The 25,541-nt window shown below is 73.1% G+C and carries 20 protein-coding genes and 1 pseudogene; all 21 read left to right on the top strand.

What is annotated here, in order from left to right; all coding sequences use genetic code 11:
• Positions 1-2 precede the first annotated feature (2 nt).
• The 21 genes and pseudogenes from ACT3TZ_RS03325 to ACT3TZ_RS03225 all read left to right on the top strand — a co-directional run bounded on the left by ACT3TZ_RS03325 (position 3) and on the right by ACT3TZ_RS03225 (position 25,483).
• Positions 3-1,298: a dihydroorotase gene (locus tag ACT3TZ_RS03325; RefSeq protein ID WP_444581972.1), complete on the top strand. Its 1,296-nt coding sequence runs from the start codon at positions 3-5 to the stop codon at positions 1,296-1,298.
• Entirely contained in the window at positions 1,295-1,795 is a 501-nt protein-coding gene (locus ACT3TZ_RS03320; protein ID WP_444581971.1) for a PH-like domain-containing protein, read from the top strand. Before ACT3TZ_RS03325 ends, ACT3TZ_RS03320 begins: the two co-directional genes overlap by 4 nt.
• The gene (gene carA / locus ACT3TZ_RS03315) at positions 1,792-3,009 is read left to right on the top strand and encodes a glutamine-hydrolyzing carbamoyl-phosphate synthase small subunit (protein ID WP_444581970.1); all 1,218 of its coding nucleotides are present in this window, start codon (positions 1,792-1,794) and stop codon (positions 3,007-3,009) included. Before ACT3TZ_RS03320 ends, carA begins: the two co-directional genes overlap by 4 nt.
• Entirely contained in the window at positions 3,009-6,377 is a 3,369-nt protein-coding gene (carB, locus tag ACT3TZ_RS03310; RefSeq protein ID WP_444581969.1) for a carbamoyl-phosphate synthase large subunit, read from the top strand. The genes carA and carB overlap by 1 nt, the downstream gene beginning before the upstream one ends.
• Before the next feature lie 11 nt (positions 6,378-6,388).
• Positions 6,389-7,276, top strand: a complete 888-nt coding sequence (gene pyrF, locus ACT3TZ_RS03305) for an orotidine-5'-phosphate decarboxylase (RefSeq protein WP_444581968.1) — start codon at positions 6,389-6,391, stop codon at positions 7,274-7,276.
• A gap of 202 nt (positions 7,277-7,478) precedes the next feature.
• The gene (mihF, locus tag ACT3TZ_RS03300; protein ID WP_444581967.1) at positions 7,479-7,805 is read left to right on the top strand and encodes an integration host factor, actinobacterial type; all 327 of its coding nucleotides are present in this window, start codon (positions 7,479-7,481) and stop codon (positions 7,803-7,805) included.
• Positions 7,802-8,392, top strand: coding sequence for a guanylate kinase (gene gmk, locus ACT3TZ_RS03295; protein ID WP_444581966.1), 591 nt, complete (start codon positions 7,802-7,804; stop codon positions 8,390-8,392). The genes mihF and gmk overlap by 4 nt, the downstream gene beginning before the upstream one ends.
• 155 nt (positions 8,393-8,547) lie before the next feature.
• Positions 8,548-8,898 (top strand): DNA-directed RNA polymerase subunit omega, encoded by a 351-nt coding sequence (gene rpoZ / locus ACT3TZ_RS03290; RefSeq protein WP_444581965.1) that lies wholly within the window; start codon positions 8,548-8,550, stop codon positions 8,896-8,898.
• A gap of 28 nt (positions 8,899-8,926) precedes the next feature.
• Positions 8,927-10,204 (top strand): bifunctional phosphopantothenoylcysteine decarboxylase/phosphopantothenate--cysteine ligase CoaBC, encoded by a 1,278-nt coding sequence (coaBC, locus tag ACT3TZ_RS03285; protein WP_444581964.1) that lies wholly within the window; start codon positions 8,927-8,929, stop codon positions 10,202-10,204.
• On the top strand, positions 10,201-11,421 hold the full coding sequence (metK, locus tag ACT3TZ_RS03280) for a methionine adenosyltransferase (RefSeq protein ID WP_444581963.1): 1,221 nt from the start codon (positions 10,201-10,203) through the stop codon (positions 11,419-11,421). Before coaBC ends, metK begins: the two co-directional genes overlap by 4 nt.
• Positions 11,418-11,783 (top strand): annotated as a pseudogene (gene hisI / locus ACT3TZ_RS03275) (phosphoribosyl-AMP cyclohydrolase); the annotation flags it as partial. The gene metK and the pseudogene hisI, both read left to right, overlap by 4 nt.
• 113 nt (positions 11,784-11,896) lie before the next feature.
• Positions 11,897-13,471, top strand: a complete 1,575-nt coding sequence (locus ACT3TZ_RS03270) for an anthranilate synthase component I (RefSeq protein WP_444581962.1) — start codon at positions 11,897-11,899, stop codon at positions 13,469-13,471.
• Positions 13,468-14,334 carry a Trp biosynthesis-associated membrane protein gene (locus ACT3TZ_RS03265; RefSeq protein ID WP_444581961.1) on the top strand — a complete coding sequence of 289 codons (867 nt, stop codon included), beginning with the start codon at positions 13,468-13,470 and terminating at the stop codon, positions 14,332-14,334. The genes ACT3TZ_RS03270 and ACT3TZ_RS03265 overlap by 4 nt, the downstream gene beginning before the upstream one ends.
• A gap of 120 nt (positions 14,335-14,454) precedes the next feature.
• Positions 14,455-14,700, top strand: coding sequence for an HGxxPAAW family protein (locus ACT3TZ_RS03260; RefSeq protein ID WP_444581960.1), 246 nt, complete (start codon positions 14,455-14,457; stop codon positions 14,698-14,700).
• Positions 14,697-15,176, top strand: a complete 480-nt coding sequence (locus ACT3TZ_RS03255) for a DUF2752 domain-containing protein (protein ID WP_444581959.1) — start codon at positions 14,697-14,699, stop codon at positions 15,174-15,176. The genes ACT3TZ_RS03260 and ACT3TZ_RS03255 overlap by 4 nt, the downstream gene beginning before the upstream one ends.
• A 41-nt stretch (positions 15,177-15,217) precedes the next feature.
• Entirely contained in the window at positions 15,218-16,072 is an 855-nt protein-coding gene (gene trpC, locus ACT3TZ_RS03250) for an indole-3-glycerol phosphate synthase TrpC (protein WP_444581958.1), read from the top strand.
• Positions 16,069-17,454 (top strand): tryptophan synthase subunit beta, encoded by a 1,386-nt coding sequence (trpB, locus tag ACT3TZ_RS03245; RefSeq protein WP_444581957.1) that lies wholly within the window; start codon positions 16,069-16,071, stop codon positions 17,452-17,454. The genes trpC and trpB overlap by 4 nt, the downstream gene beginning before the upstream one ends.
• On the top strand, positions 17,451-18,302 hold the full coding sequence (gene trpA, locus ACT3TZ_RS03240; RefSeq protein WP_444581956.1) for a tryptophan synthase subunit alpha: 852 nt from the start codon (positions 17,451-17,453) through the stop codon (positions 18,300-18,302). Before trpB ends, trpA begins: the two co-directional genes overlap by 4 nt.
• Positions 18,299-19,333: a prolipoprotein diacylglyceryl transferase gene (gene lgt / locus ACT3TZ_RS03235; RefSeq protein ID WP_444581955.1), complete on the top strand. Its 1,035-nt coding sequence runs from the start codon at positions 18,299-18,301 to the stop codon at positions 19,331-19,333. The genes trpA and lgt overlap by 4 nt, the downstream gene beginning before the upstream one ends.
• Before the next feature lie 113 nt (positions 19,334-19,446).
• Entirely contained in the window at positions 19,447-24,006 is a 4,560-nt protein-coding gene (gene gltB / locus ACT3TZ_RS03230; protein WP_444581954.1) for a glutamate synthase large subunit, read from the top strand.
• On the top strand, positions 23,999-25,483 hold the full coding sequence (locus ACT3TZ_RS03225) for a glutamate synthase subunit beta (RefSeq protein ID WP_444581953.1): 1,485 nt from the start codon (positions 23,999-24,001) through the stop codon (positions 25,481-25,483). The genes gltB and ACT3TZ_RS03225 overlap by 8 nt, the downstream gene beginning before the upstream one ends.
• The last annotated feature ends 58 nt before the right edge of the window (positions 25,484-25,541 follow it).

The following is a 25,541-nucleotide window of genomic DNA, read 5'->3' as shown; positions in this document are numbered from 1 at the left end:
CCATGAGCATCATCCTGATCCGGGGCGCGAGCCCCTACGGCCTCGGCACCGCCGACGTCCTCGTCGAGGACGTCGTGATCGCCGAGATCGGCCCCGACCTCGTGGCCCCCGAGGGTGCGGAGGTGATCGACGCCGAGGGCTGCATCCTCCTGCCCGGCCTCGTGGACCTGCACACGCACCTCCGCGAGCCCGGCGGGGAGGAGGCCGAGACCGTCGACAGCGGCACGCAGGCCGCCGCGCGCGGCGGGTTCACGGCCGTGCACGCCATGGCCAACACCACCCCCGTCGCCGACACCGCCGGCGTCGTCGAGCAGGTCCTCGCCCGCGGCGAGGAGGCCGGCTGGTGCGATGTGCGACCGATCGGTGCCGTGACGGTGGGCCTGGCCGGCGAGCGCCTCGCCGAGCTCGACGCCATGGCCAGTTCGAGGGCCCGCGTGCGCGTGTTCAGCGACGACGGCAAGTGCGTCCACGACCCCGTGCTCATGCGCCGCGCCCTCGAGTACGTCAAGACCTTCGACGGCGTCATCGCCCAGCACGCCCAGGACCCCCGACTGACCGAGGGCGCCCAGATGCACGAGGGCGTCGTCTCGGCGCAGATCGGCCTGGCCGGCTGGCCGGCGGTCGCCGAGGAGTCGATCATCGCCCGCGACGTGCTGCTGGCCGAGCACGTGGGCTCGCGCCTGCACGTGTGCCACCTCTCGACGGCAGGGAGCGTCGAGATCATCCGCTGGGCCAAGCAGCGCGGTGTCGACGTGACCGCCGAGGTCACCCCGCACCACCTGCTGCTGACCGACGAGAACGCCCGCGGCTACGACGCGACCTTCAAGGTGAACCCGCCGTTGCGCACCGACCGCGACGTCGAGGCCGTCCGCGCGGGCCTGGCCGACGGCACCATCGACATTGTCGCCACCGACCACGCCCCGCACCCCCGCGACGCCAAGGACCGCGAGTGGGACGTCGCCGCCTTCGGGATGACGGGCCTGGAGACCGCGCTGGCCGTCGTGCAGTCCACGATGGTCGACACCGGCGCGATCAGCTGGCGGGACGTGGCCCGGACCCTGTCCGAGACGCCCGCGCACATCGCCCGCGACGAGAGCCAGGGCAGGCCCCTGGCGGCAGGGGAGCCCGCGAACCTGCTGGTCTGGGACCCGCGACCCCACGCCCCGGTGGATCCCGCAGAGCATGCCTCGCGCTCGTCGAACTCCCCGTTCCGGGGACGCGACCTGCCCGGACGCAACGTCCTGACCGTCCTGCGCGGGCGCGTCACCGTGCGCGACGGGGAGCTCGTGGCCCGATGAGGTACGTCCCCCCGATCCTCGCGCTCGCGGCGATCTTCGTGCTGCTCGTGCTGCTCGCGCTGTGGGGCTGGCGCCGCCGCGGCCGCCGTCAGGGCGACCTGCCCGCCCCGACCCCGCTCGTGACCGAGGAGTCCCCCGAGGCCGCCGGCCCGGTGCCGGGCGCCTACGTGAACACCACCGAGGCGGGCCGCCCCTTCGAGCGGATCGTCGCCCACGGCCTCGGCGTCCGGTCCCGGGTGTCCGTGCGCCGCCGCGCCGACGGCTCCTGGGACCTCCGACGCCCCGGCGCCGCCTCCTTCACCATCCCCGCCGAGGCGGTCGCCGAGGTGCGCACCGCCCCCGGCATGGCCGGCAAGGTCATCGGCGGCGACGGCCTGCTGCTCCTGCGATGGCGGCTCGGCGGGCGCGAGCTCGACACCGGGATCCGCCTCGACCGCCGCGAGGACCACGACCTCCTGCTCCACGTCCCGAACGCCCTCCGGAAGGAGACCTCATGACCCCCACCGCCCGCTCCCGCGAGCACCGGCGTCCCGTGCCCGCCGCCCTCGTCCTCGAGGACGGCCTGTCCCTGCAGGGGGAGGCCTACGGCGCCGTCGGCGCCCGCCTCGGCGAGGTCGTCTTCGCGACCGGCATGACCGGCTACCAGGAGACGCTCACCGATCCCTCCTACGCCGGGCAGATCGTCGTCCAGACGGCCCCGCACATCGGCAACACCGGCGCCAACGACGAGGACATGGAGTCCGCCCGCGTGTGGGTCCGCGGCTACGCGGTGCGCGACGCCGCGCGGCGCGCCTCGAACTGGCGCAGCGAGCAGAGCCTGGACGACCTCCTGGCCGCCTCCGGCGTCGTGGGGATCTCTGGCATCGACACCCGCCTGCTCACCCGCCACCTGCGCGAGCGCGGCTCGGTGCGCGGCGGCGTCTTCTCCGGCGAGGAGCTCACCGGGTCGACCCCCGAGCAGCTCGTCGAGCGCGTCCGCGCCGAGCCCTCGATGGCCGGCGCCAACTTCGTTGACGAGGTCACGATCGCCCAGCCCGTCGTCCTCGAGCCGGACGGTGACGTCGTGGGCACCGTCGCGGCCGTCGATCTCGGCATCAAGGGGGCGACCCCCCGTCACATGGTGGCGCGCGGCCTGCGCGTCCACCTGCTGCCCGCCTCGACCACCCTCGAGGAGATCCTCGCGATCGCCCCCGACGCGGTGTTCTTCTCCAACGGCCCCGGGGACCCGGCCGCCGCCGACGAGCAGGTCGCGCTGCTGCGCGGTGTGCTGGACGCCGGGATCCCGTTCTTCGGGATCTGCTTCGGCAACCAGATCCTGGGGCGCGCACTGGGCCTGGGCACCTACAAGCTCAAGTACGGCCACCGCGGCATCAACCAGCCGGTGCTGGACACGGCCACCCGTCGTGTCGAGATCACCAGCCATAACCACGGCTTCGCGGTGGACCTGCCCATCGAGGGCGAGCACATCGCCCCCCACGACGGCGGGCGCTACGGCCGCGTGGTCGTCTCCCACGTCGGCCTGAACGACGATGTCGTCGAGGGGCTGCGCTGCCTCGACATCCCCGCCTACTCCGTCCAGTACCACCCCGAGGCGGCGTCCGGTCCCCACGACGCCGCCTACCTCTTCGACCGGCTCGTCGACCTCGTGCGCGAGCACCGCGCTCCCGCGACCCCGTCCCCGGTCGCCGACACCCCCCGCAAGGAGTCCTGATGCCCCGTCGCGACGACATCCGTTCCGTCCTCGTCATCGGCTCCGGCCCGATCGTCATCGGTCAGGCCTGCGAGTTCGACTACTCCGGCACCCAGGCCTGCCGCGTGCTGCGCGAGGAGGGCCTGCGGGTCATCCTCGTCAACTCCAACCCCGCGACGATCATGACCGACCCGGAGATCGCGGACGCCACCTACGTCGAGCCCATCGACCCCGACGTGATCCGCACGATCATCGCCAAGGAGCGCCCCGACGCGATCCTGCCCACCCTCGGCGGGCAGACGGCGCTGAACGCCGCGATCGCCCTGGACCAGCGCGGCACCCTCGAGGAGTTCGGCGTCGAGATGATCGGCGCCTCCATCGAGGCGATCGACAAGGCCGAGGACCGCCAGCGGTTCAAGGAGGTCGTCGCGAAGATCGGCGGCGAGAGCGCCGCCTCCCGCATCTGCCACACGATGGAGGACTGCCTGGCCGCCGCCGAGGAGCTGGGCTACCCGATGGTGGTCCGCCCGAGCTTCACCATGGGCGGCCTCGGCTCCGGGATGGCCTACGACGAGCACGACCTGCGTCGGATCGCCGGGGACGGCCTGCACTACTCGCCCACCACGGAGGTGCTGCTCGAGGAGTCGATCCTGGGGTGGAAGGAGTTCGAGCTCGAGCTCATGCGGGACCGCCACGACAACTGCGTCGTGATCTGCTCGATCGAGAACGTGGACCCCGTGGGCGTCCACACCGGCGACTCGGTGACGGTGGCCCCGGCCCTCACCCTCACCGACGTCGAGCTGCAGCGGCTGCGGGACCTGGGCATCGCGATCATCCGCGAGGTGGGCGTCGACACGGGCGGCTGCAATGTCCAGTTCGCGATCGAGGCCGACACCGGGAGGATCGTCGTCATCGAGATGAACCCGCGGGTCTCGCGCTCCTCGGCGCTGGCGTCCAAGGCCACCGGCTTCCCGATCGCCAAGATCGCCGCGCGCCTGGCGATCGGCTACACCCTCGACGAGATCCGCAACGACATCACCGGCACCACCCCGGCCAGCTTCGAGCCCACGCTCGACTACGTGGTCGTGAAGATCCCGCGCTTCGCCTTCGAGAAGTTCCCCGCCGCCGACGCGACGCTCACCACGACGATGAAGAGCGTCGGCGAGGCGATGGCGATCGGCCGCAACTTCACCGAGGCGCTCGGCAAGGCACAGCGCTCCCTCGACGTGCCCGGCGCGGTCGTCGACTACTCAGGGAAGGCCCCCGACGAGGACGAGGTCGCCGCGCTCATCGACGCCGCCCGCACCCCCACCGACGGGCGCCTCGTGGCGATCTCCCGGATCCTGCGCGCCGCGGCGGCCGGGCTCGCCGACCCGGACGAGCTCGTCGAGCGGCTCTACGAGGCGACCGCGATCGACCGCTGGTTCCTCGACCAGCTGCTGCTGGTGGCCGAGATCGCCGAGGACGTCCGGGACGCCGAGGTGCTGGACGCCGCGCTGATCCGGCGCGCCAAGCGCCACGGCATCTCCGACGACCAGATCGGCCAGCTGCGCGGCATCAGCGGGGACGTCGTCAAGGGTGTCCGCGAGGCCCTCGGGGTCAACCCCGTCTACAAGACCGTCGACACCTGCGCCGGGGAGTTCGCCTCGCGCACCCCGTACCACTATTCGGCCTACGACCAGGAGACGGAGATCGAGCCGCGCGAGCGTCCCGCCGTGCTGATCCTGGGCTCGGGGCCCAACCGGATCGGCCAGGGCATCGAGTTCGACTACTCGTGCGTCCACGCGGCGCTGTCGCTGTCCACGGGGCCCGAGGAGGGCGGTTTCGGGTACGAGACCGTCATGATCAACTGCAACCCCGAGACGGTCTCGACGGACTACGACATCGCCGACCGCCTCTACTTCGAGCCGCTGACCTTCGAGGACGTCGTCGAGGTCTACGAGGCCGAGCGCGCCGCGGGGCCCGTCGCAGGAGTCATCGTGCAGCTCGGCGGGCAGACGCCGCTCAAGCTCGCCGCGCGCCTGCAGGAGGCGGGGCTGCCCATCATCGGCACGTCCGCCCATGCGATCGACGCCGCGGAGGACCGCGGGCTGTTCGGCGGCGTGCTGCGCGAGGCGCAGCTGCCCGCCCCGCCCTACGGCACCGCCTGGGCCCTGGCCGATGCGCGCGAGGTCGCCGAGTCCGTCGGCTACCCCGTGCTCGTGCGCCCCAGCTACGTCCTGGGCGGCCGCGGCATGGAGATCGTCTACGACGAGGCCGGGCTGGTGGACTACGTCTCTCGCAACCTGCCCGACGGCGGACGGGCCGAGGCGCCGATCCTCATCGACCGGTTCCTCGACACGGCCACCGAGATCGACGTCGACGCGCTGTTCGACGGGGAGGAGCTGTACATCGGCGGGATCATGGAGCACATCGAGGAGGCCGGGATCCACTCCGGGGACTCCGCGTGCACCCTCCCGCCCGTGTCGCTGTCCGACGCGGTGTGCGACCGGATCCGGGTCTCGACCGAGGCGATCGCGCGCGGCGTGGGGGTGCTCGGACTGCTCAACATCCAGTTCGCGCTGTCCCAGGACATCCTCTACGTCCTCGAGGCGAACCCGCGGGCCTCGCGCACCGTCCCCTTCGTCTCCAAGGCCACAGGCGTGCCCCTGGCCCGTGCGGCCTCCCTCGTCATGGCCGGACGCAGCATCGCCGACCTCCGCGGGGTGGGGGTCCTGCCGCCCGAGGGCGACGGCACCCACCTGCCGGCGGAGGTGCCGATCGCCGTCAAGGAGGCCGTGCTCCCGTTCAAGCGGTTCCGCACCGCCGAGGGGCGCAGCGTCGACTCGCTGCTGGGCCCCGAGATGCGCTCGACCGGCGAGGTGATGGGGTTGGACAGCACCTTCCCCCGCGCCTTCGCCAAGTCCCAGCTCGCCGTCGCGGGGCAGGGACTGCCCACGAGCGGCCGTGTGTTCGTCTCCGTGGCCGACCGTGACAAGCGCGGCGTCGTGCTGCCGGCGGCACGCCTGGCCGAGCTCGGCTTCGAGATCATCGCAACCGCCGGGACCGCGCAGGTCCTCGCGCGCTCGGGCGTGGCCTGCACGGTCACGGCCAAGGCCTCGGACGTCACCGAGGGGGAGACGATCATCGACCTCATCGAGCAGGGCGAGGTCGCGCTGATCCTCAACACCCCCACGGGCTCCTCCGCGCGCCACGACGGCTACGAGATCCGCGCGGCCGCCACGAGCGTGGACGTCCCGATCATCACGACGCTCCAGGAGTTCCAGGCGGCCGTCCAGGGCATCGAGTCGCTCCCGCAGGGTCCCTTCGCCGTCACGAGCCTGCAGGACCACGTGGCGCACCTGCGCGCCGAGCGTGCGCGCCACCACGCCGCGGCGGTGTCGGCATGACGGATCCGGCGATGAGCGACCCCGGCACGGGGGAGGGCCCGGTGCCGTTCGGCGCCCGGCTGCAGGAGGCCGTCCGGCGGCACGGTCCCATGGTCGCCGGCGTCGACCCCCACGGCCCGCTGCTGGCGGCCTGGGGCCTCGGTGACGATCCGGCGGGCCTGCGCACCTTCGCGCTGGGGACCCTCGACGCCGTGGCCGGAGAGGTCGCCGCGATCAAGCCGCAGTCGGCTTTCTTCGAGCGCCACGGCAGCGCCGGGATCGCCGTCCTCGAGGAGCTGCTGACCACGGCCCGCGAGCGCGGCGTCCTCAGCATCCTCGACGTCAAACGCGGGGACATCGGCTCGACGATGTCCGCCTACGCCCAGGCGTACCTGCCCGTGGGCGCGCCGCTGGAGGCCGATGCGATCACGGTCAGCCCGTACCTCGGGGTCGGCGCCCTGACCTCGACGGTCGACCTCGCGGCCGAGCACGGCAAGGGACTGTTCGTGCTTGCCCTGACGTCGAATCCCGAGGGCGCGGCCGTGCAGCACGCCGGGCGCGAGGCGGGTCGCGCGGTGGCCCGCGCGGTCGTCGAGGAGGTCGAGGCGGACAACGCCCGACTGCGCGCCCGCGGTCTCGCCGCGCCGTGGGGGAGTGTCGGGCTGGTCGTGGGGGCCACGACCGGTCAGGCCGCCCGCGACCTCGGGATCGACCTGGCCTCGGGCACCGCCCCGCTCCTGGCGCCGGGCTTCGGCGCCCAGGGCGCCGGTCCCGCCGAGCTGGGCGCCGTCTTCGGTGCCGCGGCGGACCGCGTGCTCGTGTCGGTCTCGCGCGCATTGCTGGCCGCGGGACCGGACCGCACCGCGCTCGGTGACGCCGCCCGGGTGCTGCGCACCGCGTACGCCCGCACCCGCACCTGAGACCTCCGCCCGCGCCGGACGACGGGCCCCGGGTGCCGGGCACGACCCGGATCCGGGCATCCGAACGGCACGGATCGCGTCCGACGCGCGGGAAATGTGCACTGAACAGCACCGTCAGGGTTAGGCTCATGCCACCAACGGGTCCCCAGCAGGATCCGGGACCGACCACGACCGCATCGACACAGAACATGAGGTACCTACCGTGGCTCTCCCCCCTCTCTCTCCCGAGAAGCGTGCCGAGGCTCTGCAGAAGGCCGCCGAGGCCCGGCGCGAGCGCGCGGCGATCAAGGCGCGCCTGAAGGACAGCACCGGTCGTCGTGGTGCCGAGATCCGCACGGTCATCGAGGAGGCCGAGACCAACAAGGTCATCGGACGCCTCAGCGTGACCGCGCTGCTCGAGTCCCTTCCCGGCGTCGGCAAGGTCAAGGCCCAGCAGATCATGGAGGAGATCGGCATCTCCCCGTCCCGCAAGGTGCGCGGCCTCGGCTCCCACCAGGCCGAGAAGCTCATCCAGCACTTCTCGGAGTGACGGCCCGCCAGGCCCCCTCCCCGCGGCCGGACGGTCGGCACGAGGTCACGGTCCTCGCCGGTCCGACGGCCGTGGGCAAGGGCACCGTCTCGGCGGCCATCCGCGCGCGGCACCCCGAGATCCGGCTCACCGTCTCGGCGACCACCCGCGCGCCGCGACCCGGTGAGATCGACGGCGTGCACTACCACTTCGTCTCCGCAGCCGAGTTCGAGCGGCTCGTCGAGACCGGCAGCATGCTCGAATGGGCGATCGTCCACGGCCGCAACCGGTACGGGACCCCGCGCGCCGAGCTGGACCGGGCGCGCGCCGAGGGACGGCCCGTGCTGCTGGAGATCGACCTCGCGGGCGCACGCCAGGTGCGCGCGAGCGTCCCCGACGCCCTCTTCGTGTTCCTCGCTCCGCCGGACTGGGACACCCTGGTCCGACGGCTCGTCGGACGCGGCACCGAGGACGAGGCGGAGCGCGCACGTCGGCTCGAGACCGCCAAGGTCGAGCTCGCGGCCGAGGGGGAGTTCGACGTGACCATCGTCAACGACGACGTCGAGCGCGCGGCCGACGAGCTGGCCCGCGTCATCGGCATCCCCTGACCGCCGTCGCGTCGCGACGGCGTCCGCACGGGGACGCCCCGGACGGGGACCGTCGTGCCCGATCTCACGTGCGCGCCCTCGGGCCGTGCCCGGCATTCGGGCGCCCACGGCGTATGGTGGTCAGTTGCATCGCTCCGTCAACCGGAAGGGACCCCGTGTCCGGAACCGTCGCCCAGCCCGAGGGCATCACGAACCCGCCCATCGACGACCTGCTCGAGACGGTCGACTCGAAGTACTCGCTGGTGCTGTACGCCGCCAAGCGCGCACGGCAGATCAACGCCTACTACTCCCAGCTCCAGGGCGACGGCCTCCTCGAGCACGTCGGCCCCCTCGTGGACGTCGAGGCGCAGGAGAAGCCGCTGTCGATCGCGCTGCGCGAGATCGACGCCCGACTCCTCGAGGCGCGCCCCATCGTCCCGGGCGAGGAGCCCGCCTCGCCGTCCCCGGCTCCCCTCGAGCTCGGCGACGACGCACCCGAGGCGCCGAACTCCGAGCTCAGCTTCTGACCCGCCCCCTCAGGTCAGGAACCTCCCGATGACCCCGTCCCGCTCCCCGCTGCAGGGAGCCCGGGTGCTCGTGGGCATCGGTGGCGGCATCGCCGCGTACAAGGCCGCGCACGTCGTGCGCGGCCTCGTCGCGTCCGGGGCCGAGGTGCACGTGGTCCCCACCGCCGCCTCCCTCGAGTTCGTGGGACGCGCGACCTGGGAGGCCCTCAGCCATCACCGGGTGCGCACCTCCGTCTTCGAGGACGTCGAGGAGGTCGCGCACGTCCGCCTGGGCCACGAGGCCGATCTGATGGTGATCGTCCCGGCCACCGCCGATCTCCTGGCGCGGCTGCGGATGGGGCGCGCCGACGACCTGCTGACGGCGGCGGCCCTCGTGGCCCGCTGCCCGGTGGTCGTGGCCCCGGCGATGCACACCGAGATGTGGCACCACCCCGCGACCTCGGAGAACGTCGCCGTGCTCCGCGAGCGGGGCGTCCACGTCCTCGAACCGGCCGATGGACCCCTCACCGGACCCGACGTGGGCCCCGGACGCCTGCCCGAGCCCGAGGCGATCCTCGACGCGCTGCGCGCCGTCGCCGCCGCGCCCCGGGAGCAGGGATGCCCCGCGCCCGCGGACCTCGCAGGGCGCCACGTGCTCGTCACCGCGGGCGGGACGCGGGAGCCCATCGACCCGGTGCGCTACCTCGCCAACCGCTCCTCCGGGCGCCAGGGGTTCGCCCTGGCCCACGCGGCGCTCGCCCGCGGGGCCGACGTCACCCTCATCGCGGCGACCGTGGACCTCGAGACCCCGCCCGGCGCCCGCCGGATCGACGTGGGCACCGCCGCCGAGCTCGCCGAGGCCGTGGCCCGCGAGCGCGGCGCCGCGGACGTCCTGGTCATGGCTGCCGCCGTCGCCGACTTCACCCCCGCCGCACTCGCGAGCGCGAAGATCAAGAAGCAGGGTCGGGACGACGTCCCCACCCTCCCGCTGGTCCGGACGCAGGACGTGCTGCGCACGACCGTCGAGGACCGGGCGGAGGATCCCGCCACCGGCCCCGCCGTGATCGTCGGCTTCGGGGCCGAGACGGGCGACGCCGGGACGACCGCGCTCGAGCACGCGCGCGCCAAGGCCCGTGCCAAGGGCGCGGACCTGCTCGTGTTCAACGACGTGAGCGGGGACGTGTTCGGCGGCGCCGTCAACGCCGTCACGATCCTGGACGGCGAGGGCCAGGACGTGGGGACCGCCGAGGGTGACAAGTTCGTCGTGTCCCACACCGTCATCGACGAGGTCGTCCGTCTGCTGGGCCACGTACGCTGGGACGCATGAGCCCGACGCCCGATCGCACCGCCCTGCGCCTGTTCACCTCCGAGTCCGTCACGGAGGGGCATCCCGACAAGATCTGCGACCAGATCTCCGATGCGCTGCTGGACGACATGCTCCGCCAGGACACCGGGGCCCGCGTAGCCGTCGAGACGCTCGTGACCACCGGTCTCGTGCACGTGGCCGGAGAGGTCCGCACCACCGGGTACACCGACGTCGCGAAGATCGTCCGCGACGTGATCCGGGACATCGGCTACGACTCCTCGGAGAAGGGCTTCGACGCCGACAGCTGCGGCATCGAGGTCTCGATCGGCTCGCAGAGCCCGGACATCGCGGCCGGCGTCGACGAGTCCCTCGAACGGCGCGGCGGGGGCGGGCACGAGGCCTACTCCCAGCTCGGCGCGGGGGACCAGGGCCTCATGTTCGGCTTCGCCTCGACGGACACCCCCGAGCTCATGCCGCTGCCCATCCACGCGGCCCACAAGCTCTCCCAGAACCTCTCCCGGGCTCGCCGCGACGGGGTCCTGCCCTACCTGCGGCCCGACGGCAAGACGCAGGTCACCATCGGCTACGACGACGAGGGCGTCGCCCGCAGCATCGAGACCGTCGTCGTCTCGACCCAGCACGCCGAGGAGGTCGACATCGCCGGCCAGCTCACCCCCGGGATCGAGCAGGTCGTCGTCCAGCCCGTGCTCGCCGACCTCGGCGCGCTGGGCCTGGACGTCTCGGACGTGACCGTGCACGTCAACCCCACCGGGCGCTTCGTGATCGGCGGCCCCAAGGGCGACGCGGGGCTCACGGGCCGCAAGATCATCGTGGACACGTACGGCGGCATGGCCCGCCACGGCGGCGGCGCCTTCAGCGGCAAGGACCCCAGCAAGGTGGACCGCTCGGCGGCGTACGCCATGCGCTGGGTCGCCAAGAACGTCGTGGCCGCGGGCGTCGCCGAGCGCTGCGAGGTCCAGGTCGCGTACGCGATCGGCCGCGCCGAGCCCGTGGGCCTGTACGTCGAGACCTTCGGAACGGGCACGCGGCCGGACCACCAGCTCGCCGCCGCGATCCGCAAGGTCTTCGACCTGCGCCCCGCCGCGATCATCGACCAGCTGGACCTGCTGCGTCCCATCTATGCGGCGACCTCCGTGCACGGCCACTTCGGCCGCGAGCTGCAGGAGTTCACGTGGGAGCGGACCGACCGCACCGACGACCTGGTGCGCGCCCTGTGAGCGGCCGGGTCGACCCGGCGGACTCGGCGCTGGACCCGGAGGTCGCCGCGCGCCTGACGCGCGACGCCGACGGGCTGGTGCCCGCCGTTGTCCAGGACGCCACGAGCGGGAGGGTGCTCATGGTCGGCTGGATGGACGACGAGGCGCTGCACCGAACCCTCACGGGAGGTCGCACCACCTTCTGGTCGCGCTCGCGCCAGGAGTACTGGCGCAAGGGAGACACGAGCGGCCACGTGCAGACCGTGCGCTCGGTGGCCCTGGACTGCGACGGCGACACCCTGCTGGTCCGCGTGGACCAGGTGGGCCCCGCATGCCATCGCGGCACCGCCACGTGCTTCGACGGCGGTGAGCTGTCCGCTGTCACGGATGGCGCCGCGTCCGCGGATGGCGCCGCCTCCGGAGCCCGGTCGGCGGTCGAAGCTCCCGCCGGGCAGCCCTCCGGGAGCGATGCCGCCCAGGTGGGGACGGTGCGCGCATGACGGAGCGCTCCCAGGACGCCTATCCCGAGCAGGTCGGTGGGATCGAGGCCGCTCCGCTGGGCGTCGTCACCCCGGACCGCGAGACCTTCCGCACCCTCGCCGCGACCCAGCGGATCGTGCCGCTGTCGGTGCGTCTGCTCGTCGACGAGGACACGCCCATCAGCCTCTACCGCCGGCTCGTGGACGCCGAGGACCCGCGCGGCACCTTCCTGCTGGAGTCCGCGGGGGAGGGCGAGGACTCCCGCTGGTCGATCATCGGCACCCGTGCACGGGCCGTGCTCACCGAGAAGGACGGCGCCCCCCGCTGGTTCGGCGACGCCCCGGCCGGCCTCACCGAGACCGAGGACCCCCTGCGGGCCCTCGCCGAGGTCACCTCCGCCTTCCGCGCGCGCCGTCAGCAGGACCTGCCCCCGTTCACCGGCGGCCTGGTCGGATTCATCGCCTACGACGCCGTGCGGCACTGGGAGAAGCTCGACCCCTCGCCGCCCGACGAGGTCGGCATCCCCGATCTCTCGATGATGCTGGCCCAGGACGTCGCCGTGCACGACGCCCACGACGGCACCGTGACCCTCGTGGCCAACGCCCTGAACCTCAACGCCACCGACGAGGGGGTCGACACCGCGCACGACCAGGCGCGCGCCCGCCTCGATGCCATGGCGCGGCGCCTGCGGGCGCCCCTGCCGGGACGGCCGACGATCTACGAGACCGTCCGCGACCTCGACCCCAAGGCCCGCACGGCGCAGCTCGAGTACGAGGAGGCCGTGCGCTCGGCGGTGCAGGACATCATCGACGGCGAGGCCTTCCAGGTGGTCCCGTCCCAGCGCTTCTCGCTGCCCACGGCGGAGGACCCCCTCGACGTCTACCGGGTGCTCCGTCGCATGAACCCGAGCCCGTACATGTACCTCGTGCGCACGGTCGACGGCGACGGCGAGCCGCTCGACGTCGTCGGCGCCAGCCCCGAGTCCCTCGTCACGGTGCGGGGACGCACGGCCACCACGCACCCGATCGCCGGGACCCGGCCACGGGGCGCGACACCCGAGGAGGACCAGCGGCTCTCCGAGGAGCTGCTGGCCGATCCCAAGGAGCGGGCCGAGCACCTCATGCTCGTCGACCTCGCCCGCAACGACCTGCAGCGCTTCTGCGCCCCGGGCACCGTGGTGGTGCGCGACCTCATGCACGTCGAGCGGTACTCCCACGTCCAGCACATCGTCACGACCGTCACCGGCGTCCTGGACGAGGACGCGACCGCCTACGACGCGCTGCGCGCGACGTTCCCGGCGGGGACCCTCTCGGGAGCCCCGAAGCCGAGCGCCATGCGCATCATCGACGGCCTCGAGCCCGTGCGCCGGGGTGTGTACGGCGGCACCGTGGGGTACTTCGACATGGCGGGAGACATGGACATGGCGATCGCGATCCGCACCGCCGTCATCAAGGACGGCAGCGCGCACGTCCAGGCCGGAGGTGGCGTCGTCGCCGACTCCAGCCCGCGCATGGAGTACCGCGAGTCCCAGTCCAAGGCCGCCGCCGCCCTGCGCGCCGTCGCCTCCGCCGCGACCCTCCGGGACGCATGAGCGACGACGACCCGACCGCCCCGGGCACCGACGGCGTCACCGACGCCGACGCCGGCGCCTCAACCGGCGCCTCAACCGGCACCGACGCGGCAACAGGCACCGACGGCACGTCCGGCACAGCAGTCACCGACGCCACGGTCGACATCGACGCCACGTCCGCCGGCGCGACGTCGCCCTCTCGCGGGCGGCTGCGCCGACGCGACGCCGTCCTCGCGGGCCTGATCGTGGCCGGCGCCCTGTTCGGGATCACGCGTGCGGCCTGGCTGCACGCCTCGGTCCCGGACCTCGCGGGCGGCAGCACCGCGGTCGCCGTCGGCGGCGACCAGGCCGCCCCGGCGGTCGTCGCCCTCGCGGTGGTGGCGCTCGCGACCTCCCTGGCCATGGCGATCTCCTCCTCGGTGGTGCGCTTCGTGACGGGACCCGTCCTGGTCGTGTGCGGGCTTGGCGCCGCGGCCTCGGCGCTGCTCGTGCGCGCGGACCCCGAGGGCCACGCCACGAGCGCGGTCGTCGCCTCCACCGGACTGCTCGGCTCCGGGGCGGAGGTGACCGTGACGCCCTGGTCCCTCGTGGCCCTGGTGCCGTCGGTGCTCCTCGTGGCGCTCGGGGTGCTCGTGCTGTGGCGGGGACGCGGATGGCGACGCTCCCGACGCTACGACCGTGACGCCGGCCCGCACGGCAGCGCCCCGTCGGCCGCCGTGGGCGCTCCGGCGGACACCCCGGAGCATCCCTTCGACGATCCCTCGGCCGCCTGGGACGCCCTGTCCCGGGGCGAGGACCCGACATGGGCGGACCAGGAACAGCTCGACGAGGACGTGGACACCCCCGCGTCCCCGGCGCAGCACCCCGAGGCCCGGACCCCCTGACCGGCCGCGTCGCCGGTGCCGCCGCCGTCCGCGGGGCCCGTCGGGCTCCGGGATGGACCTCCTCGCGTGGCACAATGGGCGCCGGATCGACCGCCGCACGACCGAGTGGAGACTTCACCGATGTCCAAGACCTACAGCGTCCCGCCCGCACCGCCCCAGAACCACGGCAAGACCGTCGCCGCCTGGGTCATGTTCCTGGGCGTCGTCATCGGTGCGACGATCGTGGCGCTGGCCATGGTCATCGGCCAGCCGGTCCTGATCCCGATCGGGCTCGCGGTCGCTGTCGTCCTCCTCGTCGTCAGCCTCGTGCTCCGGCTCTCGGGGTTCGGCCAGAGGTCGCGCCGCGCGCAGGCCGCCTCGCGGTGATCCCGGAGCTCGCGCTCGATCCCGCACCGGCGCGCCGCCCCCGTGACGCCTCGGCGATGCGCCGGGTGCTCGTCCCCGTCGCGGTCGCCGCGGGTGGACTCGCGGTGCTCGGGACGACGCAGCTCCTCTTCGACCCCTTCACCCGCGACGTGCCGCTGTGCCCGGTGCACGCGATGACGGGCCTGCTGTGCCCCGGCTGCGGGATGACCCGTGCGGTGCACGCCCTCACCGCCGGTGACCCGGTGCTGGCCGTGCGCTCGAACGCCCTCGTGCTGCTCCTGGTGCCCGCCGCGGTCCTGGGCTGGGCCCGATGGTTCCGGGCCAGGCTCCGGGGGGTGCCCGCCGCGCCATGGAGACCCGGGACCCGCGGTCGCGCGGGCCTGGTCGTGCTCGCCGTTCTCGTCGTGGCCTACGCCGTGGCCCGCAACCTCCCGGCCCTGGCCGTCCTGGCCCCCGTGACCTCCGTCGGCGCCTGACACCGACACCTCGCCCTCCAGCCTCCGGAAGGATCCGCCCCGTGATCACGACAGGGACCGTGCTCGACGACATCATCGCCGGGGTCCGGGAGGACCTCGCCCTCCGTCGCGCCGTCGTCGACGACGCCCGGATCCGCGAGCTCGCCGCCGCCGCGTCCCCCGCACGCGACGCCCACGCCGCGCTCGTCGGCGACGGCACCACCCTGGGCCTGATCGCCGAGGTGAAGCGGGCCAGCCCCTCCAAGGGGCACCTGGGCGCCATCGAGGACCCCGCCGCCCTCGCCGAGATCTACGCCGGCGCCGGCGCCGGTGCCGTGAGCGTCCTCACCGAGCAGCGCCGCTTCCACGGCAGCCTCGCCGATCTCGACGCGGTGCGCGCCCGCATCGACACCCCGGTGCTGCGCAAGGACTTCGTGGTGGACCCGTACCAGGTGCTCGAGGCCCGGGCGCACGGCGCGGACCTGGTGCTGCTCATCGTCGCGGCGCTGACCGATGCCGAGCTCGCGGACCTGCACGCCCTCGTCTCCGCCCTGGGCATGCAGGCCCTCGTCGAGGCGCACACCGCCGAGGAGATCGAGCGCGCCCTCCGGCTGCCCGCCCGGCTCATCGGCGTCAACGCCCGTGACCTGCGCACGCTGGACGTGGATCTCGACCGTGCCGCGGGACTCCTGGCGAGCATCCCGGCGGACCGCTTCGCGGTCGCGGAGTCCGCCGTCGCCGGCGTCGAGGACGTCCGTGCCTACGCCGCCGCCGGGGCCGACGGGGTCCTGGTCGGGGAGGCGCTCGTGACCTCCGGCGACCCCGCCGCGACCGCCCGCGCCTTCGCGTCCGTGCCCCGCACGGGCCGCCCCGCTCCGACCACCCCCACCCTTCCGACGGACGGAGAGCGCCGATGACGGCCGCCGAGCCCACCCCCGGCCTCGCCCTGCGCGAGCACCACGGACCCTATTTCGGGGACTTCGGCGGCAGATTCCTGCCCGAGGCCCTCGTCCCGGCCCTCGACGAGCTCACCGAGGCGTACGAGAAGGCGCTCGTGGATCCCGAGTTCACCGAGGAGCTCGCCCGGCTGGCCCGGGAGTACACCGGCCGTCCCTCGCTGCTCAGCGACGTCCCGCGGTTCTCGCGGCTCGCCGGGGGCGCCCGCATCCTGCTCAAGCGGGAGGACCTCAACCACACCGGCAGCCACAAGATCAACAACGTCCTCGGCCAGGCGCTGCTGACCGTGCGGATGGGCAAGAAGCGCGTCATCGCCGAGACGGGCGCGGGGCAGCACGGCGTCGCGACGGCCACGGCCGCGGCGCTGTTCGGCCTGGACTGCACCATCTACATGGGGGAGGAGGACACCCGCCGCCAGGCGCTCAACGTCGCACGCATGCGGCTGCTCGGCGCGGAGGTCGTCCCCGTCACCCACGGCTCGCGCACCCTCAAGGACGCCATCAACGAGGCGTTCCGCGACTGGGTCACCAACGTGGAGACCACCACCTACATCTTCGGCACCGTCGCGGGCCCCCACCCGTTCCCCACGCTCGTGCGGGACTTCCAGCGCATCATCGGTGAGGAGGCGCGCGAGCAGACGCTCGAGCGGATCGGACGCCTCCCGGACGCGGTCGTCGCCTGCGTCGGCGGCGGCTCCAACGCGATGGGCATCTTCCACGCCTTCCTCGACGATCCCGACGTGCGGATCCTCGGGTGCGAGGCCGCCGGCGACGGGGTCGACACGCCCCGCCACGCCGCGACCATCTCGCGCGGGACCCCGGGCGTGCTCCACGGGGCGCGCAGCTACATGCTCCAGGACGAGGACGGGCAGACCATCGAGTCCCACTCGATCTCGGCGGGCCTGGACTACCCGGGCGTCGGCCCCGAGCACTCCTGGCTCGCGAGCATCGGCCGTGCCGAGTACCGCGGCATCACCGACACCGCCGCGATGGACGCCTTCGCCCTGCTGTCGATGACCGAGGGCATCATGCCCGCCATCGAGTCCGCGCACGCCCTCGCCGGGGCTCTCGAGCTGGGTCGTGAGCTGGGCCCGGACGCCGTGATCCTCGTGAGCCTCTCGGGGCGCGGCGACAAGGACGTCCACACCGCCTCCCGGTGGTTCGGCCTGCTCGAGGACGACGAGACCGCAGCGACCACGGCGGACACCGACGGCACGGCGGGCGACGCCGAGCACCCGGACGCCGTCCACGACCTGTCCCGCCTCAGGGACCTCGCCCGCACGACCCTGCCGGACGGCGCCGCCGCCCCGGCCGGGGACAGCACGGAGGGACCCACCGCATGAGCACCCGCCTGAGGGCGCAGGACGCCCTGGACCGCGCACGGTCCGAGCACCGCGCCGCGCTCGTCGCCTACCTCCCCGTGGGGTTCCCGGACCTGCAGACCTCGATCGACGCCGCCCGCGTGCTCATCGACGAGGGCGCCGACATGATCGAGCTGGGTCTTCCCTACTCCGATCCCGTCATGGACGGGCCCGTGATCCAGCAGGCCGCGACGGCCTCGCTCGCCGCCGGCACCCGCACCCGCGACGTCCTCACCGCCGTCGAGGCGCTGTCGGGCCACGGCGCCGCGATCCTCGTGATGTCCTACTGGAACCCGGTCCTGCGGTACGGGCCCGATGCCCTCGCCCGCGACCTCGCGGCCGCCGGCGGCGCCGGACTCATCACGCCCGATCTCATCCCGGACGAGGCGGGGGAGTGGATCGCCGCCTCCGACGAGCACGCGGTCGATCGGGTGTTCCTCGTGGCCCCGAGCTCCCCGCGCGAACGCCTCGAGTACGTCGTCTCCCGGACCCGCGGCTTCGTCTATGCCGCGAGCACCATGGGCGTCACCGGCGCCCGCACCTCCGTGAGCGGGGCCGCGCGCGGCCTCGTCGAGCGCACCCGCTCCGCAGGCGCGCAGAACGTGTGCGTGGGCCTCGGCGTCTCCACCGGCGCGCAGGCGGCGGAGGTCGCCGGATACGCCGACGGCGTCATTGTCGGCTCAGCCTTCGTGCGCGCGCTGGCCGACGCCCCCGACGCCGCCGCTGCCCGCACCGCCCTCGCGGCCACGGCCCGGGAGCTGCGCACCGGCGTCGAGAACCCCGTCCGCGACGCCACGGAGGACACGAGCACCACGGAGGCCACGGCATGATCCGCGCCGAGATCCCCAGCCCCCCGGTCTCCTCGATCTCCCTGGGACCGCTCACCGTCCACTTCTACGCGCTGTGCATCCTCACCGGGATCGGCGTGGCCCTGTGGTGGTCCACCCGTCGCTGGGTCGCGCGTGGCGGCAACGGCGACCAGCTCTTCGACGTCGTCTTCGTCGCCGTGGTCGCCGGCATCATCGGGGCACGGATCTACCACGTCGTCTCCTCCCCGGATGCGTACTTCGGGCCCGGGGGCAACCCGGTCGCGGCGCTCTACATCTGGAACGGGGGCCTTGGGATCTGGGGCGCCGTCCTCGGCGGGGCCCTCGGCGCCTGGTTCATGGCCCGGCGCAAGAAGCTGCCCTTCGCGGTGCTCGCCGACACGATCGCCCCCACCCTCATGGTCGCCCAGGCCATCGGCCGGCTCGGCAACTGGTTCAACCAGGAGCTCTACGGGGGGCCGACGACCCTGCCCTGGGCTCTGGACATCACCTGCGTCACCAACGGCGACCCGATCGGCGGCTGCGTCCCGGGCACCTACCACCCGACCTTCCTGTACGAGCTGCTGTGGAACCTCGCGGGCTGCGCCCTGCTCCTCGCGCTCGAGCGCCGGTTCCGCCTGGGCGGGGGCCGCGTGTTCTGGGGCTACGTGCTCATCTACACGACCGGCCGTCTCTGGATCGAGCTCATGCGCACCGACGAGGCCGAGATCGTGCTGGGCCTGCGGATCAACGTCTGGGTCTCGATGATCACGATGCTGCTGGCGGCCGTGATGCTCGTCCTGCTCTCCCGCCGCCGTGCCGCACGGGGCTTCGAGGCGCATCGCGCGGACGGAGGCGACCGGACCGCGGACGCCTCGGTCGGTGCCTCGGCGACCGCCTCGGCCGACGCCTCCGGGTCGGTCACGGAGGGCTCTGCCGCGCCGGTCACCGAGGGTGCATCGGAGCCCGGGATCCCTGGTCACGGCCAGGATCCGGGAGACGATGTGTCTCGAATCTCGGATGGTCCGCGCTCGGAGTCCGGACACCGCGAGTAATATCGACACCGGTGCACACGCCCCGCACCGCGACCACGCCCAGCCATGGCGGCCCGTGGAGGCCCCTGGCGTGAGCTCTGTCGAAAAGTCCCGGTCACCGGAAGGGGTGTCTCATGATCCCGCTGTCCTCCCGATTCTCCGCGATTCCCGCGGCCACGGGGCTCTACCGCCCCGAGCAGGAGAAGGACGCCTGCGGCGTCGCCATGATCGCGACGCTGCGCGGCCACGCAGGTCACGACATCGTCGAGAACGCGCTGCTGGCTCTCGAGAACCTCGACCACCGCGGCGCCGTGGGTGCCGAGGAGAACACCGGTGACGGCGCCGGCATCCTGACCCAGCTCCCGGACCGGTTCCTGCGCGCCGTCGCCCCGGTGGAGCTGCCCGCCTACGGCGCCTACGCCGCGGGCATCGCCTTCCTGCCCCAGGACGACGACGAGCGGGCCGAGACCGTCCGCGTGATCGAGGAGATCGCGGTCTCCGAGGGCCTCACGGTGCTCGGCTGGCGCGAGGTCCCCGTGGTCGACGGTCTCGTCGGCCCCTCGGCGCGCTCGACCCAGCCCGTCTTCTCGCAGCTGTTCCTGGCGGACGCGGCGGCCGAGCGCACGGGCCTGGCCCTCGAGCGCGCCGTCTTCGCCGTGCGCCGACGCAGCGAGCACGACACCGTGGCTTACTTCCCGTCGCTGTCGACCCGCACGCTCATCTACAAGGGAATGCTCACCACGACGCAGCTCGCCGAGTTCTTCCCCGACCTGCGCGACGAGCGCTACGAGACCAAGCTCGCGATCGTCCACTCGCGCTTCTCGACGAACACCTTCCCGGCCTGGCCGCTGGCCCACCCGTTCCGGACGCTCGCCCACAACGGCGAGATCAACACCGTGATCGGCAACGTCAACCGCATGCGCGCGGCGGAGGCGAGCCTGGCGACCGACGCGTTCGGCGAGGACTTCTCGCGCCTGCTGCCCGTCAACACCCCGGGCGCCTCGGACTCCGCGAGCTTCGACGAGGTGCTCGAGCTGCTGCACCTCTCGGGCCGCTCCCTGCCGCACGCGATCATGATGATGGTGCCGGCTCCGTGGGAGAACGACCCCGGGATGGACCCCGCGCTGCGGGCCTTCTACGAGTACCACTCGATGATGCAGGAGCCGTGGGACGGCCCCGCCGCCCTCGTCTTCTCCGACGGCACCCAGGTCGCCGCCAAGCTCGACCGCAACGGCCTGCGACCGTTGCGGTACTGGGTCTCCGACGACGGCCTCGTCGTGCTCGGCTCCGAGTCCGGGCTGCTGCCGATCCCGCCGGAGCACGTCGCGATGAAGGGCCGGGTCGCCCCCGGCGAGGTCTTCTGCGTCGACACCGAGGCCCGCCGGATCATCGGCGACGCCGAGCTGAAGGCCGAGCTCGTCGAGCACCACCCGTACGCCCGGTGGATCGCCGACCAGACGGTCTCCCTCTCCGACCTCCCCGACCGCGAGCACATCTCGCACTCCCGGGCCTCGGTGGTCCGTCGTCAGCAGACCTTCGGGTACACCGAGGAGGAGCTGCGGATCCTCATCGGCCCCATCGCCGCCAAGGGCGCAGAGCCGCTCGGTGCGATGGGCACCGACACGCCCATCGCCGTCCTCTCGGACCGCCCACGGCTGCTCTTCGACTACTTCACGCAGATGTTCGCGCAGGTCACCAACCCCCCGTTGGACTCGATCCGCGAGGCCATGGTCACGAGCCTGGGCCTGAGCATCGGCGAGGCCCGCAACCTGCTGGACGCGACCCCGGCCCACGCGCGCCAGCTGCGCATCGAGTTCCCCGTGATCGACAACGACCAGCTCGCCAAGATCAGCGCCGTGGACTCCACCCCCCGGACCGCGGACTTCCACACCGTCCGCCTGCGCGGGCTGTACGAGGTCGGCGGGGGAGAGGACGCGCTGCGTCGTCGCCTCCGGGAGATCTGCGACGAGGCGGTCGCGGCGATCGACGACGGCGCGACCTTCCTCGTGCTCTCGGACCGCGACTCCAACCCCGTGCTCGCCCCGATTCCCTCGTTGCTGCTCACGAGCGCCGTCCAGCACCACCTGATCCGCGAGGGCCGCCGGACCCGCGCCGCGCTCGTGGTCGAGGCCGGCGACGTGCGCGAGGTCCACCACATGGCGCTGCTCATCGGCTTCGGTGCCAGCGCCGTCAACCCCTACCTCGCGATGGAGTCCGCCGAGGACCTCGTCGAGCGCGGGATCGTCGGCGACATCGACGGCCCCACCGCCGTGCGCAACCTCCTGGTGGGGCTCGGCAAGGGCGTCCTGAAGATCATGTCCAAGATGGGCGTCTCGACGGTCGCCTCCTATCGCGGCGCGCAGCTGTTCGAGGCCGTGGGGCTCTCCAGCGAGCTCGTCGAGGAGTTCTTCCCGAGCGTCACGAGCCAGATCGAGGGGATCGGCCTCGAGTCGATCGCCGCCGAGGTCGCGGCCCGTCACGCCGTGGCCTACCCCCCGCAGGGCTACGCCAATGCGCACCGCCGCCTCGAGGTGGGCGGGGAGTACCAGTGGCGCCGCGAGGGGCCGCCCCACCTGTTCAACCCCGAGACGGTCTTCCGGCTCCAGCACTCCACGCGCTCGCGCCAGTACGACGAGTTCCGCCGCTACACCGACATGGTCGACGACCAGTCCCAGCGGCTGTTCACGGTGCGCGGGCTCATGGGGCTGCGCACCGGGTCCCTGCCGGCGATCCCGATCGAGGAGGTCGAGCCGGTCTCGGCGATCGTCACGCGCTTCATGACCGGGGCGATGAGCTACGGCTCGATCTCCCGTGAGGCCCACGAGACGCTCGCGATCGCCATGAACCGCCTGGGCGGCATGTCCAACTCCGGCGAGGGGGGCGAGGATCCCGAACGGCTCCACGACCCCGAGCGCAACAGCGCCATCAAGCAGATCGCCTCGGGTCGCTTCGGCGTGACCTCGGAGTACCTCACCTTCGCCCGGGACATCCAGATCAAGATCGCCCAGGGCGCCAAGCCCGGCGAGGGCGGTCAGCTGCCGCCCGAGAAGGTCTACCCCTGGATCGCCCGGACCCGGCACTCGACGCCCGGGATCGGCCTCATCTCGCCGCCCCCGCACCACGACATCTACTCGATCGAGGATCTCGCCCAGCTGATCCACGACGCGAAGTCCGCCAACCCCTCGGCGCGCGTCCACGTCAAGCTCGTGTCGCGCTTCGGTGTGGGCACCGTCGCGACCGGCGTCTCCAAGGCCCACGCCGACGTCGTGCTCATCTCCGGGCACGACGGCGGCACCGGCGCGAGTCCGCTGAACTCGCTCAAGCACGCCGGCATCCCCTGGGAGCTGGGCCTGGCCGAGACCCAGCAGACCCTCCTGCTCAACGGCCTGCGCGATCGCATCACGGTGCAGGTCGACGGGCAGATGAAGACCGGCCGCGACGTGGTCGTCGCCGCGCTCCTGGGCGCCGAGGAGTTCGGCTTCGCGACCGCGCCGCTGGTCGTCTCCGGCTGCATCATGATGCGCGTCTGCCACCTCGACACCTGCCCGGTGGGCGTCGCGACGCAGAACCCCGAGCTGCGCGCCCGGTACACCGGCACGCCCGAGTTCGTCGTGACCTTCTTCGAGTTCATCGCGGAGCAGGTGCGCGAGCACCTCGCGGCACTCGGACTGCGCTCGATCGACGAGGCGATCGGCCGCGTCGACCTGCTCGACGTCGACGAGGCGCATCGCCACTACAAGCAGGAGGGGCTCGATCTCGGGCCGATCCTCGCCGCACCGACGATCATGGACGGGGACCACCCCAAGCGCCGCCGCGGCCAGGACCACGCGCTCGACAAGGCCGCGGACCAGCCCTGGATCCTCGCCGCCGAGCCCGCCCTCGAACGGGGCGAGCCGGTCGTGATCCGCGACCACGTCCGCAACGTCCAGCGCACCGTGGGCACCCTGCTGGGCCACGAGGTCACCCGCCGCTACCGCGGCGAGGGCCTTCCCGACGACACGATCCGGCTCGAGCTCGACGGGGTCGGCGGGCAGTCCTTCGGCGCCTTCCTGCCCGCGGGCATCACCATGGAGCTGCGCGGGGACGCCAACGACTACGTCGCCAAGGGCCTGTCCGGCGGGGTCGTCGCGATCGGCCACGGCCGCGGCACGGCGGCCTCGATCGACTCCGCGGTCGTCGCGGGCAACACCTGCGCCTACGGCGCGACCCGCGGGCGCCTGTTCCTCGCCGGCCGTGCGGGGGAGCGCTTCGGGGTCCGCAACTCCGGGGCCACCCTCGTCGTCGAGGGGATCGGCGACCACGGCGCGGAGTACATGACCGGCGGCGCGATCCTCGTGCTGGGCCCGACCGGGCGCAACCTCGGGGCCGGCATGAGCGGAGGTACGCTGTTCGTCCTGGATCTGGACCGCGAGCGGCTGAACCCCGCCGACGCCGCGACATTCGAGATCTCGGCGGTCCGCGAGGACCATCGCGAGTTCGTGCTCGAGGCCGTGCGGGAGCACGCCCGTCGCACGGGCTCGGACAGCGCCGAGGCGCTGCTGGCCGACGAGGACGCCCTCGTCGCCCGGCTGACGGAGATCGCCCCGCGGGCCTTCCTCCGGGTCACGCAGATCCGGGAGGACGCGCTCGAGGGCGGCATCGACCCCGATTCCCACGAGGTGTGGAACTCGATCCTGGAGGGCTCCCTTGGCTGATCCGCGTGGATTCCTGAAGTACCGCGACCGCGAGCTGCCGTCCCGGCGGCCCGTCTCCGTGCGCCTGCTGGACTGGCGCGAGGTGTACGAGCTGCGCGAGAAGGGCCAGCTGGACGTCGTCTCCCGCCAGGCGGGACGCTGCATGGACTGCGGCATCCCGTTCTGCCACCAGGGCTGCCCGCTGGGCAACCTCATCCCGGAGTGGAACGAGCTCGTCTATCGCGGCGACTGGCACGACGCCAGCGAGCGCCTGCACGCCACGAACAACTTCCCCGAGTTCACCGGGCGCGCCTGCCCGGCCCCGTGCGAGTCCAGCTGCGTGCTCGGCATCAACCAGCCGCCCGTCACGATCAAGAACGTCGAGGTGTCGATCATCGATCGCGCCTTCGACGAGGGCTGGGTCGAGCCGCAGGTCCCGTCCCGCCAGACCGGCAAGAGCGTCGCCGTGGTCGGCTCGGGCCCGGCGGGTCTGGCCGCCGCCCAGCAGCTCACGCGCGCCGGCCACACCGTCGTCGTGCTCGAGAAGGACGATCGGATCGGCGGGCTCCTGCGTTACGGGATCCCCGAGTTCAAGCTCGAGAAGCGCTTCGTGGACCGCCGCCTCGAGCAGATGCGGGCCGAGGGCACGCGCTTCCGCCCCGGCGTGACCGTGGGCGGCGACGGGCCCGACGCGATCTCGATCGAGGAGCTCCGCTCCCGGGTCGACGCCGTCGTCCTGACCACGGGCGCCTCGATCCCGCGCGACCTGCCCGTCCCCGGCCGCGAGGCCGCGGGCGTGCACCCGGCGATGACCTACCTCACCCAGGCCAACCGCGTCGTCGAGGGCGACGAGATCGACCCCGCCGAGCACATCTCGGCCGAGGGGCTCGACGTCATCGTCATCGGCGGCGGGGACACCGGCGCCGACTGCCTGGGCACGGCGCTGCGTCAGGGCGCGCGCTCGGTGACCACGCTCGCGATCGGCGTGCAGCCCCCCGAGGAGCGCGACGACCGCCACCCCTGGCCCACGCACCCCGTGCTGTTCGAGCTGTCCGGCTCCCACGAGGAGGGCGGCGACCGCTCCTTCCTCGCCTCGACGACCGGCTTCGAGGTCGACGAGGACGGCCGTGTGGCCGGGATCCAGGTCGCACGCACCCAGGTCGTCGACGGCCGCCGCATCCCCACCCCGGGCACGGAGAAGGTGCTGCCCGCCCAGCTGGTGCTCATCGCGATGGGCTTCACAGGGCCGGCGCACCAGGGTCTGCTGAGCGAGCTCGGCGTGGACCTCGACGGCCGCGGCAACATCGTCCACGACGACGGCTGGTCCACCTCGGTGCCGGGCGTCTTCACCGCGGGCGACTGCGCCCGTGGCCAGTCGCTCATCGTCTGGGCGATCGCGGAGGGCCGCTCGGCCGCCGCGGCGGTCGACGAGTACCTGACGGGGTCGACGGCGCTGCCGTCCCCGGTCGAACCCGGCATGTCCCCCATCGGTCTCTGACGGGGCATTCCGGGGAGGCGGCGACATCCGCCGTCACGATAGGATTCTGACGTTCCTC

The organism is Brachybacterium sp. AOP25-B2-12 (assembly GCF_052378625.1).
Taxonomy (GTDB): Bacteria; Actinomycetota; Actinomycetes; order Actinomycetales; family Dermabacteraceae; genus Brachybacterium.
Note: the sequence above shows the minus strand (reverse complement) of the source record. Positions and strands in the feature narration are given on the sequence as shown.

Bases quoted from the DNA above. Each gene is read 5' to 3' on its own strand.
- ACT3TZ_RS03325 (WP_444581972.1), top strand. From the start codon at position 3: ATGAGCATCATCCTGATCCGGGGCGCGAGCCCCTACGGCCTCGGCACC.
- ACT3TZ_RS03320 (WP_444581971.1), top strand. From the start codon at position 1,295: ATGAGGTACGTCCCCCCGATCCTCGCGCTCGCGGCGATCTTCGTGCTG.
- carA (WP_444581970.1), top strand. From the start codon at position 1,792: ATGACCCCCACCGCCCGCTCCCGCGAGCACCGGCGTCCCGTGCCCGCC.
- carB (WP_444581969.1), top strand. From the start codon at position 3,009: ATGCCCCGTCGCGACGACATCCGTTCCGTCCTCGTCATCGGCTCCGGC.
- pyrF (WP_444581968.1), top strand. From the start codon at position 6,389: ATGAGCGACCCCGGCACGGGGGAGGGCCCGGTGCCGTTCGGCGCCCGG.
- coaBC (WP_444581964.1), top strand. From the start codon at position 8,927: ATGACCCCGTCCCGCTCCCCGCTGCAGGGAGCCCGGGTGCTCGTGGGC.
- metK (WP_444581963.1), top strand. From the start codon at position 10,201: ATGAGCCCGACGCCCGATCGCACCGCCCTGCGCCTGTTCACCTCCGAG.
- ACT3TZ_RS03270 (WP_444581962.1), top strand. From the start codon at position 11,897: ATGACGGAGCGCTCCCAGGACGCCTATCCCGAGCAGGTCGGTGGGATC.
- ACT3TZ_RS03265 (WP_444581961.1), top strand. From the start codon at position 13,468: ATGAGCGACGACGACCCGACCGCCCCGGGCACCGACGGCGTCACCGAC.
- ACT3TZ_RS03260 (WP_444581960.1), top strand. From the start codon at position 14,455: ATGTCCAAGACCTACAGCGTCCCGCCCGCACCGCCCCAGAACCACGGC.
- trpB (WP_444581957.1), top strand. From the start codon at position 16,069: ATGACGGCCGCCGAGCCCACCCCCGGCCTCGCCCTGCGCGAGCACCAC.
- trpA (WP_444581956.1), top strand. From the start codon at position 17,451: ATGAGCACCCGCCTGAGGGCGCAGGACGCCCTGGACCGCGCACGGTCC.
- lgt (WP_444581955.1), top strand. From the start codon at position 18,299: ATGATCCGCGCCGAGATCCCCAGCCCCCCGGTCTCCTCGATCTCCCTG.
- gltB (WP_444581954.1), top strand. From the start codon at position 19,447: ATGATCCCGCTGTCCTCCCGATTCTCCGCGATTCCCGCGGCCACGGGG.